Below are 16,936 nucleotides of genomic sequence, written 5' to 3'. Positions count from 1 at the left end.
GCTGCCGCCGGCGTGGCGGCGGCGGGCGCTTGCCCGCGCGGGATCCTGGCTCGCGCCGCATCCGCCGGCGCCGGACGGGCCTGCCACGCGCGGCCTGGTCATCGCCGGCGAGATGACCCGCGCCAGCGGCCTGGGCGAGGGCGCGCGGCTGATGGCCGGGGCGGCGCGCGGCCTCGGGCTGCCGGTCTGGACCTGCGACATCCCGCCGCTGGAGGGCGCCGCGGCGGATTGTGAGCCGGTGGCCGGGGCCGATGGACCGCCGCCGCCCGGCGTGCCGCTGGTGCTGCACGTCAACGCGCCGATGCTACCGCTGGCGCTGCTGCGGCTGGGGCGGACACTCACCCGGCGCCGCCCGGTCATCGGCTACTGGGCCTGGGAACTGCAGGCGATCCCGTCCGAGTGGCGCTCGGCGGCTGCCTGCGTCAACCAGGTCTGGGTGCCGTCGCGCTTCACCGCCGCGGCGCTGGAGGCGCTGCTGCCCGGCCGCGTCCGCGTCGTGCCGCCGCCGCTCGCGATGGCCCCGCCCGTCCCGTCGGCGCTGGACCGTGCCGCCTTCGGGCTACCGCGCGATGCCGTCGTGGTGCTGGTGTCGTTCAACCTGGCCTCGTCCTTCGCGCGCAAGCACCCGTTCGCCGCGCTGGCCGCCTTCCATGCCGCGTTCGGCGACCGCGCCGACCGCATCTTGGTGCTGAAGGTCAGCCACGCCGGGCACGCGCCGGCGGATTTCGCCCGCCTGGCGCAATGGGCGACGGGACCGAACATCCGGCTGGAGACCCGCACCCTGCCGCCGGCCGACTGCCACGCGCTGACCGCCTGCGCCGACATCGTGCTGTCGCTGCATCGCGCCGAGGGTTTCGGCCTGGTGGCGGCTGAGGCGATGCTGCTGGGCAAGCCGGTCATCGCCACCGGCTGGTCCGGCAACACCGACTACATGCACGCCGGCAACGCCGTGCCCATCGGCTTCCGGCTGATCCCGGCGCGCGACGACCGCGCGGTCTATCGCGGCGAATGGGCCGAGCCGGACGTGGCCGAGGCGGCGGAACGCCTGCGTGCCCTGGCCGACGACCCGGCGCTGCGACAGTACCTGGGCCGTCGCGCCCGGGCCAGCGCGCTGGCGCAACTGGACGCGCAACCCCTGGCCGCCGCCCTGCGCGGCCTCGGCATCGAGGTGCCATCATGAAAATCCTGGTCTGGCAATGGGGCCGACGCGGCGCCGGCCCACGCTTCGCCGCCTGCCTCGCCGAGGCCTTGCGCCGGCGGCCGGGCATCGAGGTGGCGCTGTCGCTCAGCCGCGACGCCGAGATCATGGCGGCGGCCGATGCGCCACGCTGCGAGATGCCGGTGCGGACGTACCGCGGCCCGGTTGCCTGCCTGGCCCGGCTGGTGACCGCGCCGCTGGCGTTGCCCTTCCTGGTGGCGCGGCTGCGCCGGCTCCGACCGGACCTGGCGATCTGCGCCATGCCGGGCCTGCTGGACCTGCTGATGGCCGTCGCGCTGCGGCTGATCGGGACCCGGCTGGTGGTGATCGTGCACGACGCCGATTGCCATCCCGGCGACGGCCTGCCCTTGCAGATGCGGCTGCAGCGGATGCTGTGCCGATGCGCCGACGGGCTGGCGGTGCTGTCCGCCCATGTCGGTGGGCGCGTCCGTGCCCAGGGCCTGGCCGGGATGCGCGGGCGGCCGCTGATCGCTTTCGAGCACCCTCCGTTCGCCTTCGCCCCCTCCGGCTTCGCCATGCCCCCGGCCGATCGGCTGCCCGGCCCGCCGCGGCTGCTGTGTTTCGGCCGGCTGCTGCCGTACAAGGGTCTGGACCTGCTGGCCGACGCCCTGGCGCTGCTGCCGCCCGGAGCGCTCGCGGTCCGGGTCGTCGGCTGTGGCCCCGAATCGCCGGCGCTGGATGCCCTGCGCGCAATCCCCGGCGTCCGCGTGGAGAACCGCTGGGTGCCGGAGGCGGAGATCGGCGCGCTGCTCGCCTGGTCCGACGCCATCGTCCTGCCCTACCGCGAGGCCAGCCAGAGCGGCGTCGCCGCCGCGGCCCGGGCGGCTGGCCGGCCGGTCATCGCCACCAACGTCGGCGGACTGGGCGAGCAGCTTGCCACCGCCCCGCTGGCCCGGCTGTGCAAGGCGGACCCCGCCAGCCTGGCGGAGGCGATCCGCGCCTGGACTGCCGCGCCGAGGGTTGCCCTGCCCCCGATCGACGCCGATGCGGCCTGGCGTCACGCGGCGTCCGGACTGCTGCAGGCAATCGCCTCGGCGGTGCCGCCACGCGGCGGACAGCCGCCATGGCGCCGGCTCGGCTGGATGCGCCGCCCGATCGCGGGGGCGTTCCGGCCGCGATCCGGCCTGGCTGGTCACGGGGGCCTGCGGTGACGGGCGCCAATGAATCCTTTTTCTCTTGTGGTGGAGGCGCCAATGGCGTATAAAGCCGATGGATAGGATACTGATCACCGTCGCCGAGACCGGGGTGTTCCTCCGGCAGGCCGCGAAGTTGTGGACCGATGACGACCGCGCCGCCTTCGTGGACTACATCGCCGCCAATCCGGATGCCGGCGACGTCATCCCGGACACCAGCGGCCTGCGGAAAATCCGCTGGACCCGGCCGGGCATCGGCAAGCGCGGCGGCGTGCGGGTGATCTACTTCTATCACGACGACTCGATGCCGCTCTACCTGCTGCTGATCTACGCAAAGAATGAGCGGGAAAACTGGACACCGGACGACAGGCGGCGGGTGCAGGCGCTGGCCGACGGCATCCGGCAGGCTTGGCGGAGACATTAGGACCATGACCAAGTTCGCAGACGACCTGATTGACAGCCTCAGTGACGCCCTGGCGCATGCGCGCGGACAGGACTCCGCCGTGCAGACCCGCACCGTGCCGGTCGCCGACGTGCGGGCGATCCGCCGCAAGCTCGGCATGTCGCAGCTTGCCTTCGCCGAGACCTTCCGCATTCCGCTGCCGACGCTGAAGAACTGGGAACAGGGCCGCCGCCACCCGGACGCGCCGGCCGCCGCCTACCTGCTCGCCATCTCCCGCCTGTCGCACGAAATCAGCGCCGCTTTGGCACAGGAGCCCTGACCGGTTGCCAACGCCCATCGGCGCCCTCATGCTCGCCGACGAAGCCCAAGGACCGACACACCCTTCATGCCGATACGCGCCGTCTGCTTCGACGTCGGTGAGACCCTGATCGACGAAACCCGCCACTGGCTGGAATGGGCCGCGTTCCTCGGCGTCCCGGCCATGACCCTGTTCACCGCCATCGGCGTGATCATGGAGCGTGGCGAGCCGCTGCGTCGCATATTCGACATCTTCAAGCCCGGCATGGACCCCGGCCTCGCCCGCAAGCTGCGGACGGCGGCGGGATGGACCTATGACTTCATCGCCGCGGACCTTTATCCCGACGTGATCCCCTGCCTGGGCGACCTGCGGGCGCGCGGCTACAAGGTGCTGATCGCCGGCAACCAGCCGGTGGAGGCCGAGGCGGCGCTGGCACGCCTTGTCCCGGCCGACGTCATCGCCAGCTCGGGCGGCTGGGGGATATCCAAGCCGGACCCGGCGTTCTTCGCCAAGGTCATCGAAACCGCCGGCGAGCCGGCCGGCACCATCGCCTATGTGGGCGATCGGCTGGATAACGACGTGCTGCCCAGCCTGGCCGCCGGGATGAAGGCGGTGTTCCTGCGCCGCGGCCCCTGGGGCTGGATGCACGCGGAAAAGCCCGAGATCGCACAGGCGCACCTGCGGCTGGACTCGCTGCACGACCTGGCCGATCGGCTGGCCGGGCTGTGACGCCGTACGATCCCGCCGCCGACGGCTGGCGGCCGATGCGGGCCGCCGCGCTGCCGGGCGGCCTGGGCATCCCCTGGGCGAAGCGTGTCGGCGGGCACTGGCACTACGGCCTGCCCATCAGCGACGGCCATTTGAATCCCAACGGCGTGGTGCATGGCGGCGTGCTGATGGCCTTTGCCGATCACGGGCTGAGTTTGCTGGCGTGGGAGGCGGCGGGGCGGGCAACCTGCATCACCATCCAGCTCAACGCGCATTTCCTCGATGCCATCCGGCCCAGGGAGTTCATCGAACTGCGCGGCGAGGTCACGCGGCGGACCAGCTTCCTGGTCTTCCTGCGCGGCCTGGTCGGCGCCCGCAGCGGCGATGCGGCCCGCGACGTCGGCTCGCTGGACGGCGTCTGGCGGGTGATGCGATCGCGATAGGCTATCGCTTTGCCGAAAGGACGCCTATCTGCAACGGCGTCGCCAGGAGGGAAACCCACATGGACATCGCCCCCAAGCCGTCCCGCCAATCCAAGCCGCTGACCCTGGCGATCGATGTCGGCGGCACGCGGTTGAAGGCGGGGCTGCTGAGCCCCAGCGGCGAGATGGTGGCCGGCCCGAACCGGGTGAACACCCCGGACAGTCCGACGCCCGCGGCGGTCGTCGAGATCCTGGTCGGCCTGGCCACGCCGCTCGGACATTTCGACCGGATATCGATTGGCTTCCCCGGCGTGGTGCGGAACGGCCACGTGCTGACGGCGCCCAATCTCGGCACCGAGGACTGGCGGCGCTTCCCGCTGGCGGCGACGCTGGCCGAGAAGCTCGGCAAGCCGGCGCGGATGCTGAATGACGCCGAGGTCCAGGGCCTGGGCGTGGTGACCGGCAAGGGCCTGGAATGCGTGATCACGCTGGGCACCGGGATGGGATTCTCGCTGTTCATGGACGGCCACCCCGCGCCGCACCTGGAGCTGAGCCAGCACCCGATCCACAAGGGCAAGACCTACGACCAGTACATCGGCGTCGCCGCCTACCGGAAGGTCGGCCGCAAGCACTGGAACCGCCGGGTGGAGCGGGCGCTGGCCTGCATCACCACGTTGGTCGGCTATGACGTCCTCTATATTGGCGGCGGCAACGCCAAGGAGCTGACGCTGGACCTGCCAGCGAACGTGCAGATCGTGTCGAACCAGGCCGGGATCACCGGTGGCGTCCGGCTGTGGGACAAGCGGCTGGATGGGCTGTTTGTTGAGGGGTGAGCGGGCGATGGCAGCCCCGGGGACGTCCTGGCAGGAGACTTCTCCGGCGTCATCGCGGATATCCGGAACACGTCCGGGCGCAGGCTCCGGGCCGCCATCCACGCCTCCCGGCTTCGTGAGCTGATGCCCTGTCCCGTTTTGCAACTGGACCGTAATGATGCCGCCGGCGGGTGCCTGGCTCCCGCAAGCCTGCGTTTTCGAGGGGTCCCGCCTGTCTCCCAAAACAGTCTCTTGCTTCAACCTCTTGAAGTCACGATAGTCGTGATCGGTATTGGGAGGCTCGGATGAGCATCGTGATCGAAAATCCGCAAATCGAGGGCCTGGCGCGCCGGATCGCCGCTCTCGATGGCACCAGTGTGGAGACGGTCGTGTGCGACAGTGTGCTGGCGCTCGCCGGGCGCCGGGGCGTTATGCCCGAGAAACGTCCTGTCTTGCGTGACCGCCTTGCCACCTTGGCGCGGGAGGTCGACGCCATGCCATGCGGGACGGATAGCAGAAGCGACGACGAAATCCTCGGCTATGATGAACGCGGCCAGTGGTAATCGATACCTCGGCTATTCTCGCCTGGCTCAAAGGCGAGCCCGAGCGGGAACGGATCGTCGCCGCCATTGAGGCCAATCCGGTGAGACGGGTTTCCGCGGTCAGCCTGATGGAAGCCCACATCGTCATCCGATCGCGCGAGCGGCCCGGCATGATCTCGAAATTACATGCCTTCCTTGAGATCATCGACGCGATCATCGTGCCGTTCGACGAAGGCCAGGCCCACGTCGCAGCCGAGGCATTCCGGCGATACGGCAAGGGCCAGAAGCATCCGGCGCAGCTCAATATGGGCTATTGCGCGGTCTATGCACTCGCCAGGCAGGTCAATGAACCGTTGCTGTTCATCGGTGGCGATTTTGCACGGACAGACCTGGTGACATGCTGATCGGCTACGCAAGGCACTCCTCGCGGATCCCCAAATCACGGTTGAGGACATCGCGCGTCGTCTTGGGGTTGGCGCCCCGACCTTGTATCGATACCTGCCGGCAGCCCGGCAGCCCGGCAGCCCGGCAGCCCGTCCAGGAGCCGGACCGGCAAACGCTATGACCACGTGGTATTTGCGTCGTGGCGGCGCCGAATCAGACAAAGACGTGGATGGCGGGTAGGCCGGCCTCCGCCAGCGACATGCTCTGCTCGCCATGAAAGGGCGGCAACGGTCAGCTCTCACTCCGCCGTCCATCCGCCATCGACCAGCAGCGACGTCCCCGTCACCAGCGCCGCCGCGTCGCCAGCCAGGAACACCACCGCGCCCATCAAATCCTCCACCGTTCCCAGCCGCCCCAGCTTGATGCGCCGCAGGACATCCTCGCGGAACGGCACGTTCTCGAAGAACGGTTTCGTCAGCGGCGTCTCGATGAAGGTCGGCCCGATGGAATTCACCCGGATGCCGTGCGGCGCGAGGTCGATCGCCATCGCCTTGGTCAGTCCCTCGATCCCGTGCTTGGTCATGCAGTACACGGTGCGGTTCTGCCCGCCGACATGACCCATCTGCGACGAGACATGGATGATCGATCCGCCCCGCCCGGCATCAACCATCCGCCGCGCCACCGCCTGCGCCACGAAATACGCCGCCCGCTGGTTCAGGCCCGTGATGGTGTCGTAATCATCCTCCGTCACCTCCAGGAACGTTCGCGGCCGGTTGGTGCCGGCGTTGTTCACCAGCACGTCGAAGGCGGGCTGCGCGCCGATCGCCGTCCGTACCGCTGCCGTATCGGTTACATCCAGAACCAGCGGCGCTGCCTGCCCGCCCTCGGCCTCGATCGCCTGCGCCGCCGCGCCGATCTCGTCCGCGGTGCGCGCTGCCAGCGTAACGTGCGCGCCGACCTGCGCCAGAGCGGCGGCGGCGGCCAGGCCGATGCCGCGGCCGGCGCCGGTCACCAGGGCGCGGCGGCCATCCAGGCGCATGGAAGGCAGGCAAGGAAGTATCATGCGCAACTCCCGGGCTCATGGCGAAACGCCATGCTGTCACACCGGCAGCAGATCCTCCAGTTTCCACTCCTCGGCCGAGGCGCCGGCCAGCGCCTGGATACGCGCCTCGTCGCCGCGCAGTGCCTCGGCGGTGCCGGAATAGACCATCTGGCCGTTTTCCAGCACATGGGCGTCGTCGGAAATCTCCAGGCTCATGCGCACGTTCTGCTCCACCAGCAGCACGGAAATGCCTTCCTCGCGCATCCGGGCGACGATGCGGAACACCTCCTTGACGATCAGCGGCGCCAGTCCCTGCGAGGGCTCGTCCAGGATCAGCAGCCGCGGGTTCAGCAACATCGCCCGGGCAATCGACAGCATCTCCTGCTCGCCGCCCGACAACTGCCGCCCGAGATTCGTTGCGCGTTCGCGCAGGCGGGGAAACAGTTCGTAGATGTGCTCGATGGTGTACGGCCCGGGGCGTTCCAGCGGCACCCGCAAATTCTCGTCCACCGTCAGGTTGGCGAACACCCGCCGCCCCTCCGGCACATAGCCGACGCCGGCGGCGGCGATGCGGTACGGCGGCCAGCCGGTGATGTCCGTGCCGAACAGGCTCACCCGCCCCGACCGCGGCGGCGTCAGCCCCACCAGGCTGCGCAGGGTCGTGGTCTTGCCGGCGCCGTTGCGGCCAAGAATCGTCGTGATCCGGCCCTCGGCCACGTCCAGGCTGACATCGTGCAGGATGTGGCTCTTGCCGTAATAGGTGTTCAGCCCCTCGGCTGTCAGCGCGCTCATTCCGCTTTCCCCAGATACGCTTCCTGCACCGCCGGATTGTCGGCGATTTCCGCCGGCGTGCCTTCGGCCAGAAGCTTGCCTTCGGTCAGCACGGTGATCTTGTCGGCCAGGTTGAACACCACCCGCATGTCATGCTCGATCAGCACGATCGTATAAGAGCTGTTGCGGTGCAGCCGGCGGATCAGGTTGGCGACGGCATAGGTTTCGTGCTCGCCCATGCCGGCGGTGGGCTCGTCCAGCAGCAGCAGCCGGGGCTTCAGCGTCAGCGCGGTGGCGATCTCGGCCGCGCGCTGGTCGCCGTGCGACAGTTCGCCAACCAGGCGACCGGCCTTGCTGGCAAGGCCGGTCATCACCAGCGCCTCCTCGATGCCCTGCCGCACCGCGGCGGCGTCGCGCCCGCCCAGCCAGACGCGCTGCCGCAGGCCCAGCGCGCTTTCGACGCCGATGCGGACGTTCTGCCCCACCGTCAGTTCGGGAAAGATCTCGGTGATCTGGAAGGTCCGCGCCATGCCCATGGCGACGCGGGCGGCCACCGGCATCCGGGTGATCGTGGTGCCGTCGAAGACGATCTCCCCGCGCGTCGGCGGGAAGAAGCCCGAGATCATGTTGAAGAACGTCGTCTTCCCCGCCCCGTTCGGCCCGATGATCGCCCGCAACTCGCCAGGCGCCACCAGCATCGAGACCTCGCTGACCGCGACCAGGCTGCCGAACTGCTTGGTGACGCCGCGCACATCCAGCATGGTCATTGGCTGCCTCTCCCTTGCAGCATCCCCAGCAGGCCGCGCGGGAAGAACAGCACCACCAGCACGAAGATCAGCCCGACGAACGACATCCAGTTCACCGTCATGGAGGAAATGTAGTCCTGCACGACGACAAACAGCGCGGCGCCGACCAGCGGCCCCCAGAACGCGCGCATGCCGCCCATCACCGCCATGATGACGATCTCGCCCGACAGCGAGTAATGCAGCCCCATCGGATCGGCGAAGTTGTTCAGCAGCGCATACAGCGATCCCGCCAGTGCGGTGAACGCGCAGGAGATCGAGAACGACAACCAGATATGCCGCTCGATCGGGATGCCCAGGAACCGCGCCCGCCGTTCGTTCTCGCGGATCGCCAGCAGGGTGCGGCCGAACGGGGAGGCCAGCAGCAGCCCCAACAGGCCCACCGCAATGCCGAACACCACCAGCAGAAAGTAATAGAAGGCAATATCGTTGTTGGCGATGTCGACGGTGGTGAAGCCGAGGTTGATCGGCGCGCGGACGAAGCCGCGCAGACCGTCATAGCCGCCGGTCAGGCTGTTCCAACTGTAGGCGATGTAGAACGCGATCTGTCCGAACGCGACCGTCACCATGGCGAAATAGACGCCGCGCCGCCGCACGATCAGCAGCCCGAACAGCGTGCCCGCCAGGCCGCCCAGCAGCACCCCCATCAGCATCGCCAGCGGCGTGCTGGCGGCGAGGTATTTCAGCGACAGCCCCGCGCCGTACGCGCCCAGCCCGAAATAGGCGGCGTGGCCGAAGCTCATCTGCCCGGTGAAGCCCAGCAGCAGGTTGAACGACATCGCCGCCAGCCCCATCACCAGCACCCGCGCGGCCAGCGCGGTATAGCCGCCCACCAGTGGCAGCCAGAACGGCACGGTCAGCAGCAACCCCCAGACGATGGCGGCGGTCAGCCACGGACGCAGCGACAGCGCCGGCGCCGGGACCGCGGTCGTTGCGCTCATGTCAGCATTCCTTCCTCGCCCATCAGGCCGCGCGGGCGGACCACAAGGACGACCAGCATGATGACGTAGATCACCGCCTCGCTCGCCGCCGGCCAGACGATGGTGGTCAACGCCCCGGCGACCCCGATCAGCAGGCCGCCGAGCAGGGTCCCGGTCAGGCTGCCGACGCCGCCGACGATGATGGCGATGAAGCTGGGCATCAGCACATCGTCGCCCATGTTCGGGTTCAGGCCGATCTGGCCCGCGGCCAGCACGCCGGCGAGGCCGGCGAGCAGGCAGCCGACGGCGAAGTTAAGAGATCGCAACAATCCGACGTTCACCCCCAGCGCCGCCACGGTATCCAGGTCCAGCGTGCCGGCGCGGATGCGGATGCCGACGCGGGTGAATCGCAGGAAGGCGAACAGGCCCGCGACCGCAATGATCACCACCGCCACCATGAACACGCGGTACCCGGTGATGAAGAACAGATTCTGCGACAGCGGCTGCGCCAGCACGTCCGGCACCGTCATCGGCAACCCGTTCGGACCCCAGATATAGCGGCAGACATCCTGGATGATGAACGCCAGTCCGAAGGTCAGCAGCAGGCTGTAAACCGGGTCACGCGAATACACGCGGCGGATCATCAGCCGCTCGACGACGAAGCCGAGCACCGCCGTCAGGATCGGCGCCACCAGCAGCGCCCCCCAGAACCCGATATACGGAGTCAGGACGAACGCGATGTACCCGCCCAACGCCAGGAAATTGCCGTGGGCGAAGTTGATGACGTTGGAAAGGTTCAGAATCAGCGACAGGCCGAGCGCCATCAGCACATAGAAGGCGCCGATGATGAGCCCGTTCGTGACGTTGAACAGGACGAGCTGGAGCATGAACGGTCCTCTTCCGGAACGAGGTTCAGGCGGGGTGGACCATCTTGCAGCCGGTATCCGCGACCGGGCCGGCGGCTTTCTCGCCCGGCTCCAGGTTGGTGACGGTGAACACGTTGTCCGGGTTGCCCTGCGGCGGATGCACGTCGCCGACGAAGATGTTGGGCATCAGCTCATGGTCGCCGGCGCGGTAGAAGACGTGGCCGGGCTGGAGCGCGACATCCGGCGGCAGCGGCATGTCCTCCATCGCCAGCGACAGTTTCGGCCCCTCCAGGCTCTTGGCCTTCTCCGCCGCCAGGCGCACGGACTCGACCGCGACCAGGCCGAACCAGTGGCGGGCGCTGGGGGTCTTGCCGGTGGCCTTGCGGAACTCGGCGACGAACTGGCCAACCTCGGGCACCTTCGGCTGGTCCCACCACCATTCCATCGCCCAGGTGCCGGCCTGCGCCTCGCGCGGCACGGCCTTGATCGACTCCAGCTCGAAGAGCGCGCCGCCGAGGCCCATTTCCTTCTGCATGCCGAACTGGGTGAACTGCTTCATGCAGTTGATCTGCGCCAGGCCGCCCATGTTGTTCAGCAGCACGTTGGGCCGGTAGGCCCTGGCCTGGATCAGCGTGGCGGAGAAGTCCACGGTGTTGATCGGCAGCATCACGGCCTGGTACTCGCCGCCCAGCGCCTTGAGGTGCTTGATGAAACTTTCCTGCAAGGTATGGCCGTAAGCGTAATCCGGGGTGATGAAGAAGAACTTCTTGCCGAAGCGCCGCACCAGTTCGCCGGTGACGGCCGAGGCGTCCATCGACGTCGTGTTGCAGATGCGGAACACGTTCCACTTGCAATCCGTGCCGGTGATCGGGTCGGTGTGCCCGCCGGGCACGATGTGGAACACCTTCAGCTCGTTCGTCACCTGCGACATGGCATAGGCGATGCCGGAGTTGACGTCGCCGAAGATGACATCGACCTTGTCGCGCTCGATCAGCTTGCGGGTCTTCTGCACCCCGGTGCCGACGTCGTTCGCCGAGTCCTCCACCAGCAGCTCGATCGGCCGGCCGAGAATGCCGCCCTTCTTGTTCAGGCGTTCCACGGCATAGCGCGCGCCCTCGACCTCACTGGCGGCCAGCGCCGAGAGGATGCCGGTCAGCGGATCGACCATGCCGATGCGCACCGGGGTGTCGCCGCGGGCGGCGATGATGGGCGGCGCGGCGAGCGCGGTCAGGGCGAGCGACGACTTGATGAGCGTGCGCCGGCGCAGCGCCAACCGGTCCGGGGTGATCATATGGCCGTTTCCCAGGCTGTGAAGCGAATTTATTTTGGTTCAAGACCTTGGGAGAACGATAGAAGCAACCCGCCCGCCGGTCGAGCCGGTTTCCCCGGCTGCCGTCATGACATGTCAGCGATCCCGCCGGATCAGAGGATGCGACGCATCACCTTCGACAGGCCGCTGTGATAGCGCATGGCGAACTGCGCCAGCGGGCGGATGTGCAGCATCGGCAGTAGCACGAACCGGAACGGAACGCCCAGCCCCGGCCGCAGGTGGTCGGCGATGTGCATCATGTGGCCGAGCAGCTCGCGCTGCTGGCGGCGGTTGCCGCTCAGCACCGCGCGGCGGAAATCCGCCGCCATGGTGCGGAAGAAGCGTGGCGCGATCAGGTCGCGGGCGTAGTACAGCGACTTCGCCTCGTCGTCGGGGAACTGCTCGATCAGCATCTGCGCATACAGCAGGCGGCTCTTCGTCATGCGCGGCGAGAACGAGCTGCTGGAGCGGAAGATGCGCCACTTCGACAGCGGCTGCGGCAGGAAGGCGCAGTCGTAGCCGGCGCGGAACAGGCGCAGGAACAGGTCGTCGTCCTCGTAGCCCGACAACCGTTCGTTGAACCCGCCGACGGCCTCGAACGCCCGGCGCGAGACCAGCGTGCTGGACGGCAGGATGAACATGTCATGGCGCAGGCACGACACCAGATCGCGCTTCGGATGGCAGAAGTTGAAATGCGCCAACAGGCCGCGGCAGACCATCTGGCCCTGTTCGTCGATCTCGTCGAGGTCGCTGTACGACCAGCCCAGCTCGGTGGTGCGTGGTTGGCGGAAGGGCGCCACCAGCTCGGCCAAATGGGTCGGATACCAGATGTCGTCCTGGTCAAGCAGCGCGATCAGGTCGCCATGGGCGTGATCGACGCCAGCGTTGCGGGCGGCGGACTGGCCTGCATTCTCCTGACGGATCAGCCGGATGGGTAAGGTTGCCGCCATCCGCTCGACGAGTTCCGGCCCGTGATCGGTTGATCCGTCATCGACAACGATGATCTCGTCCGGCTTCAGGGTCTGGCCGACGACGCTCAGGATTGCTTCCTCGATGAAGGCGCCGCCGTTGTACAGTGGAATGACCGCGCTGATCAGCGGTTCGCGGTGGCTGAACGCGCTGTCCTCCTCGGTTCGCAGGCGGCTGTCGAGAAACCGCAGGTTCTCCAGGCTCCGGTCGATGAGCGCCTGGTCGCGCGACCGCAGTGCCTGCCTGACGTCGGCCACCGCGCGGGTGACGAAGCGCGGGGCGATCAGGTCGCGCACGGGGTATTGCCCGGCGGCATCGTCGTCAGGAAATGCATCCATCAGCTTACGGGCAAAAACCATGCGGCTGGCCGCATCGCGGCAGCCGTTCCGGTCACTTTCCCCGCTGACCCGCCAGCGTGACAGCGTCTTGTTGATGAAGACGTTGTCATACCCCGCCTGGAGCAGCCGGATGAACAGGTCGTCGGCTTCGCAGCAATGCAGTTGCTCGTCGAAGCCACCGACAGCCTGCAATGCCTGGCGCGCGATCACCGCGGCAGACAGCGGGATGGACATGTCCTGCCCCAGGCAGTCCAGCACGCTGGTCTTTAGATGGCCGCCGCCAAGCACCGACTGTCCGACGAGATTGTCATTCTGGTCTGATTTGTCGAGATTGCCGTACACCCAGCCAAGCGGGCGGGACCGCTTCTCCTGGAACGGTGCCGTCAGCTCCGCCAGATGCGACGGGTACCAGCTATCGCCCTGGTCGAGCAGAGCGATCAGATCGCCATGCGCCTGCCGGACGCCCAGGTTGCGCGCCGCCGACTGCCCGACGTTCGGCTGCGACAGCAGCGTTATGGGATATGTTTCAGCCATGCGCCGGACGATCGCCGGCCCGTCATCGGTCGAGCCGTGGTCGACGACGATGATCTCGTCGGCCGGTTGGGTCTGCTGCATGACGCTGGTCAGCGCCGCCTCGATCGATCCTGCGCCGTTGCGGAGCGGGATCACTGTGGTCGTCAGCAGGCTGGTCCGGACCAGGCGGGCGCGCTGTGCGGGATCGACCAGGGCCTCGAGTTCCGCGATGTCCGCCAGGCAGGCATCGGCGACCGCCGTGTCGCGGGCCCGCAGGGCGCGCCGCATCGTCTCGGCGACGCTGCAGAGGAAGCGCGGCGCGATCAGGTCGCGGGTGTAGAAGATGCCGCGCAGGGCGTCGTCGGGCCAGGCCTGGGCGAGCTTGCGCGCGAACGTCATCCGGCTGCGGTTCATCCGCGGCGAGAACGACGTGCTGGCGGAATAAATCCGCCACTGCGACAGCGACTGGTCGACGTACAGGTTCTGGTAGCCGGCGCTGAACAGGCGGAGGAACAGGTCGTCGTCCTCGTATCCGGTCAGGCGCTCATCGAAGCCGCCGACGGCGTTGAACGCCGCGCGGGCGATCAGCGAGGCCGAGGGCAGGATGAACATGTCCTGGCGCAGGCAGTCGATCAGGTCCCGCTTGGGATGCCGCGACTCCGTCCTGTGCAGCACGCCGCGCGCCACCAGCGTGCCGGCTTCGTCGATCTCGTCCAGGTTGCTGTAGGTCCAGCCCAGCGGGATCGGCTGCCTGGCCTCGAACGGCCTGGCCAGCTTTTCCAGGTGATGCGGATACCAGCAATCGTCCTGATCGAGCAGCGCGATCAGGTCGCCCTGGGCGTGCGCGACGCCGAAATTGCGCGCCGAGGACTGGCCGCCGTTCGGCTTGCTCAGCAGCCTGACCGGGCAGGTGCCGGCGAAGTCCCTGACGATGGCGGCGCCGTCGTCGGTGGAGCCGTCGTCGACGACGATGATCTCACAGGGCGCGCGGGTCTGGGCGGCGACGCTGTCCAGGGCCTGTCGGATGAACCGCCTGCCGTTGTACAGCGGGATGACGGCGGAAATTGTCAGAGCGGTCCGGTTTGCCGGCGGCTTCATCGTGCCCTACGCGCCATTTTCACGGTGATAAGATTGCCGTCCGGGCCGGCTTCAAATTTCGATATAGCATCTTTTGCTTTTCCGCAAGTAAATCCGGGTTGGTCCGAATCGGCGGTTTTCCTGCGACCTGGAGATATCTTTCAGGCCAGAATAACGCACACATAGGCAACTATTGTGATACTTTGCCAATGATCATGTATTCGATCAATTCCGCCCTGTCAACGGCCTTTGACTGCCTTTCAGGCATGAATTGCGAGCATGATTGCACAGGAATAACAATTATCAACTTACAGTAGAGGAACCGGTCCAGAAAGCCGCATGTCCGGCGTTTCGGGAACGCCAGCCGATGGGTTTCCTCGGCTCGGCCCGCTTGGCTGGCGACGTCCGGCGCGGGGTATTGCCAGCCGGAGCGAACTTGCCCCGCGCCAAAGCAATGCTGCTTCTGGTGGTCCAGTGCCTTGTGCTGAAGGCAACGGTTGCAAAGACACCGGTGGTCAACGTCAGAGCCAGACCAAGCCCACGGCTTCTCCTGTCGCCTCGCCACAACGACGCCAGTACAGCTTGCCGCAGATGCCGCCCCTGGTGGACGCGGCGGAAGGTACTCTGCCTTTCGCCCTGGCCGCGGACAGCAGGGCCGGGGGCTGGATCTCTGGCGGGCGGCCGCAGCGTCCCCCGGAAAACGGCCGTGCCCGCTTATCCTTTCGCCGTTGTCGAGACGGCGTTACAGCAGACCGCAGGTCAGTTGGAATGCAGAGGCGGCCTGTCTTCATCGTCATGGCCGGACGAGCCGGGCCAAGATGGTGAGGGCGCGGTGTCGCCCTGTCTCAACCTGCCTGCGATTTACTGCAGCCAGCCGGCGCGCCGGCACCGCGATGGCAGAACAGGCAAAAAGGGGCGAGAGGCCCGTTGCCTGACCGTCCTGACCGAGCGTATCCCCATCGCTGTCAGGAGAAGCTGGCGGTTTGAGAAAGACGTGGCGGCGCGCGCCGTTCCCACCCCGTCCTGGCCCGGAAAAGCCGGCAATGGCGCTGCCTGCGCCCGGCATGACGCGATAGCAACAGCGGGGCCGGACCGGCGGTTTGCGCCACCGCGGCCGAGACGCGCCACGGACCGTCTTGCACGCGAGCAGCCCCGGACCGTTCGGGGCTGCTCCGTGCCTGCTCAGCCGTAATGCGTCGCGTTCTGCAGCTTGGTCTGGTCGCTTGCGCTGTTGGTCAGGTTGGAGAAGGTGATCTGGGTGCCGTCCGACAGTTTCAGCGTCAGCCCCTGCCCTGCCGTGTAGCTGGTTGACGACTTGGTCGAGTCGTAGCCCGTGAGATAAAGGTTGTCGGTGCTGCTGAAGTCGGTGATGAGGTCCTGGGAGCCGAGCGTGGCGGTGCGGTAGAAGACGAAGTTGTTGGCGCCCGAGCCACCCGACATCGTTGCCGAGCCGGAGCCGGCAAAGAGGTTGTTGTTGGTGCTGGAACTGCTGGCGTCCAGGGTCTCGTTGCCGCTGCCGGCGAAGAAGGTCACGCCGGCCTGGCCGGCGGCGCCGAAATAGCTGACGGCGCCATTGGCGTTGCCGAGGACCTCGGTCGATCCGGAACCGGCCTGGATCGACGCCGTGTTGGTCTGCGCCGACACGAACGTCAGGCCGCCCGCGCCGACGGTGGCCGCCTCGGAGCCACCGGTGCCGCCGACGAGGGTGACGTTGCCGGCGCCGCCAATCAGGCTCATCGCGCCGCTGCCACCGAACAGCAGCGTATTGGTGGACGTGGAGACCGTCTCCGCCCCCGTGCCGCCGATCAGCGTCGCGTTGGCCCCGGTGACCACCAGGTCGTTTGTGCCGGTGCCGGCGAAATCGAGTGCGTTGGCGCCACCGAGAGTCACGGTCTGGTTGGCGGCGCTCGCCGATATCGTGGCGTAAGCGCCGGTGACCGAGGCATCCAGCACCGAACCAGTTGTCGTGTCGCCGAGGACGGCGACGCTGTCGCCGGTGACCGTCAGGTTGTTGGTGCCGGAGCCGGCCAGATCCAGACCGCCCGAGCCGCCGAGCGTGGCGTTCACCGTTCCCGTGCCGCCGACCAGGGTGGCGGCGCTGCCGGCGACGGAGATATTGCTGGTGCCGGAGCCAACGAAATAGAGGGCGTTGGCGCCATCGGACGGGTTGGCGCCGCCGATGGTCACGTTCGCGTCCGCCGTGCTGCCGACCAGAATGGCGTTGGCCCCGGTGACCACCAGGTCGTTTGTGCCGGTGCCGGCGAAATCGAGTGCGTTGGCGCCACCGAGAGTCACGGTCTGGTTGGCGGCGCTCGCCGATATCGTGGCGTAAGCGCCGGTGACCGAGGCATCCAGCACCGAACCAGTTGTCGTGTCGCCGAGGACGGCGACGCTGTCGCCGGTGACC

At 67.9% G+C, this 16,936-nt stretch carries 17 protein-coding genes and 1 pseudogene; 10 read left to right on the top strand and 8 right to left on the bottom strand.

Going from position 1 to position 16,936, the window contains the following annotated elements; genetic code table 11:
* Nucleotide 1: 1 nt before the first annotated feature.
* The 10 genes and pseudogenes from CCS01_RS25245 to CCS01_RS33180 all read left to right on the top strand — a co-directional run.
* On the top strand, nt 2–1,180 hold the full coding sequence (locus CCS01_RS25245; RefSeq protein ID WP_104521526.1) for a glycosyltransferase family 4 protein: 1,179 nt from the start codon (nt 2–4) through the stop codon (nt 1,178–1,180).
* Complete coding sequence (locus CCS01_RS25240) at nt 1,177–2,370, top strand: glycosyltransferase (RefSeq protein ID WP_104521525.1); 1,194 nt, start codon at nt 1,177–1,179, stop codon at nt 2,368–2,370. Before CCS01_RS25245 ends, CCS01_RS25240 begins: the two co-directional genes overlap by 4 nt.
* A 58-nt stretch (nt 2,371–2,428) precedes the next feature.
* Nucleotides 2,429–2,776 carry a type II toxin-antitoxin system RelE/ParE family toxin gene (locus tag CCS01_RS25235; RefSeq protein ID WP_170114668.1) on the top strand — a complete coding sequence of 116 codons (348 nt, stop codon included), beginning with the start codon at nt 2,429–2,431 and terminating at the stop codon, nt 2,774–2,776.
* A 4-nt stretch (nt 2,777–2,780) separates the two neighbouring features.
* Nucleotides 2,781–3,074 carry a helix-turn-helix domain-containing protein gene (locus CCS01_RS25230; RefSeq protein ID WP_104521524.1) on the top strand — a complete coding sequence of 98 codons (294 nt, stop codon included), beginning with the start codon at nt 2,781–2,783 and terminating at the stop codon, nt 3,072–3,074.
* A 66-nt stretch (nt 3,075–3,140) separates the two neighbouring features.
* Nucleotides 3,141–3,782: an HAD family hydrolase gene (locus tag CCS01_RS25225; protein ID WP_104521523.1), complete on the top strand. Its 642-nt coding sequence runs from the start codon at nt 3,141–3,143 to the stop codon at nt 3,780–3,782.
* On the top strand, nt 3,779–4,204 hold the full coding sequence (locus tag CCS01_RS25220) for a PaaI family thioesterase (protein ID WP_104521522.1): 426 nt from the start codon (nt 3,779–3,781) through the stop codon (nt 4,202–4,204). Before CCS01_RS25225 ends, CCS01_RS25220 begins: the two co-directional genes overlap by 4 nt.
* 59 nt (nt 4,205–4,263) lie before the next feature.
* Nucleotides 4,264–5,016, top strand: coding sequence for an ROK family protein (locus CCS01_RS25215; RefSeq protein WP_104521521.1), 753 nt, complete (start codon nt 4,264–4,266; stop codon nt 5,014–5,016).
* A gap of 284 nt (nt 5,017–5,300) precedes the next feature.
* A complete protein-coding gene (locus tag CCS01_RS25210) occupies nt 5,301–5,558 on the top strand; it encodes a type II toxin-antitoxin system VapB family antitoxin (RefSeq protein WP_104521520.1) in 258 nt (85 codons plus the stop codon).
* Nucleotides 5,552–5,941: a type II toxin-antitoxin system VapC family toxin gene (locus CCS01_RS25205; protein WP_104521519.1), complete on the top strand. Its 390-nt coding sequence runs from the start codon at nt 5,552–5,554 to the stop codon at nt 5,939–5,941. Before CCS01_RS25210 ends, CCS01_RS25205 begins: the two co-directional genes overlap by 7 nt.
* Nucleotides 5,942–5,963: 22 nt before the next feature.
* Nucleotides 5,964–6,161 (top strand): annotated as a pseudogene (locus tag CCS01_RS33180) (hypothetical protein); the annotation flags it as partial.
* 58 nt (nt 6,162–6,219) lie between these two features.
* Here CCS01_RS33180 and CCS01_RS25195 read toward each other — a convergent pair.
* The 8 genes from CCS01_RS25195 to CCS01_RS25160 all read right to left on the bottom strand — a co-directional run.
* Nucleotides 6,220–6,984: an SDR family NAD(P)-dependent oxidoreductase gene (locus CCS01_RS25195; RefSeq protein ID WP_104521518.1), complete on the bottom strand. Its 765-nt coding sequence runs from the start codon at nt 6,982–6,984 to the stop codon at nt 6,220–6,222.
* A gap of 36 nt (nt 6,985–7,020) precedes the next feature.
* Nucleotides 7,021–7,755, bottom strand: coding sequence for an ABC transporter ATP-binding protein (locus tag CCS01_RS25190; protein ID WP_104521517.1), 735 nt, complete (start codon nt 7,753–7,755; stop codon nt 7,021–7,023).
* Nucleotides 7,752–8,501 (bottom strand): ABC transporter ATP-binding protein, encoded by a 750-nt coding sequence (locus tag CCS01_RS25185; RefSeq protein WP_104521516.1) that lies wholly within the window; start codon nt 8,499–8,501, stop codon nt 7,752–7,754. Before CCS01_RS25185 ends, CCS01_RS25190 begins: the two co-directional genes overlap by 4 nt.
* Nucleotides 8,498–9,478, bottom strand: a complete 981-nt coding sequence (locus tag CCS01_RS25180; protein WP_104521515.1) for a branched-chain amino acid ABC transporter permease — start codon at nt 9,476–9,478, stop codon at nt 8,498–8,500. The genes CCS01_RS25185 and CCS01_RS25180 overlap by 4 nt, the downstream gene beginning before the upstream one ends.
* Complete coding sequence (locus tag CCS01_RS25175; RefSeq protein ID WP_104521514.1) at nt 9,475–10,344, bottom strand: branched-chain amino acid ABC transporter permease; 870 nt, start codon at nt 10,342–10,344, stop codon at nt 9,475–9,477. The genes CCS01_RS25180 and CCS01_RS25175 overlap by 4 nt, the downstream gene beginning before the upstream one ends.
* 25 nt (nt 10,345–10,369) lie before the next feature.
* Complete coding sequence (locus CCS01_RS25170; RefSeq protein WP_104521513.1) at nt 10,370–11,614, bottom strand: ABC transporter substrate-binding protein; 1,245 nt, start codon at nt 11,612–11,614, stop codon at nt 10,370–10,372.
* A 131-nt stretch (nt 11,615–11,745) separates the two neighbouring features.
* A complete protein-coding gene (locus CCS01_RS25165; RefSeq protein WP_104521512.1) occupies nt 11,746–14,550 on the bottom strand; it encodes a glycosyltransferase in 2,805 nt (934 codons plus the stop codon).
* 1,161 nt (nt 14,551–15,711) lie between these two features.
* Nucleotides 15,712–16,936 (bottom strand): beta strand repeat-containing protein (locus CCS01_RS25160; RefSeq protein ID WP_104521511.1); only part of this gene is annotated, 1,225 nt, incomplete at its 5' end.

It is taken from the genome of Rhodopila globiformis, from assembly GCF_002937115.1.
Taxonomy (GTDB): Bacteria; Pseudomonadota; Alphaproteobacteria; order Acetobacterales; family Acetobacteraceae; genus Rhodopila; species Rhodopila globiformis.
Note: the sequence above shows the minus strand (reverse complement) of the source record. Positions and strands in the feature narration are given on the sequence as shown.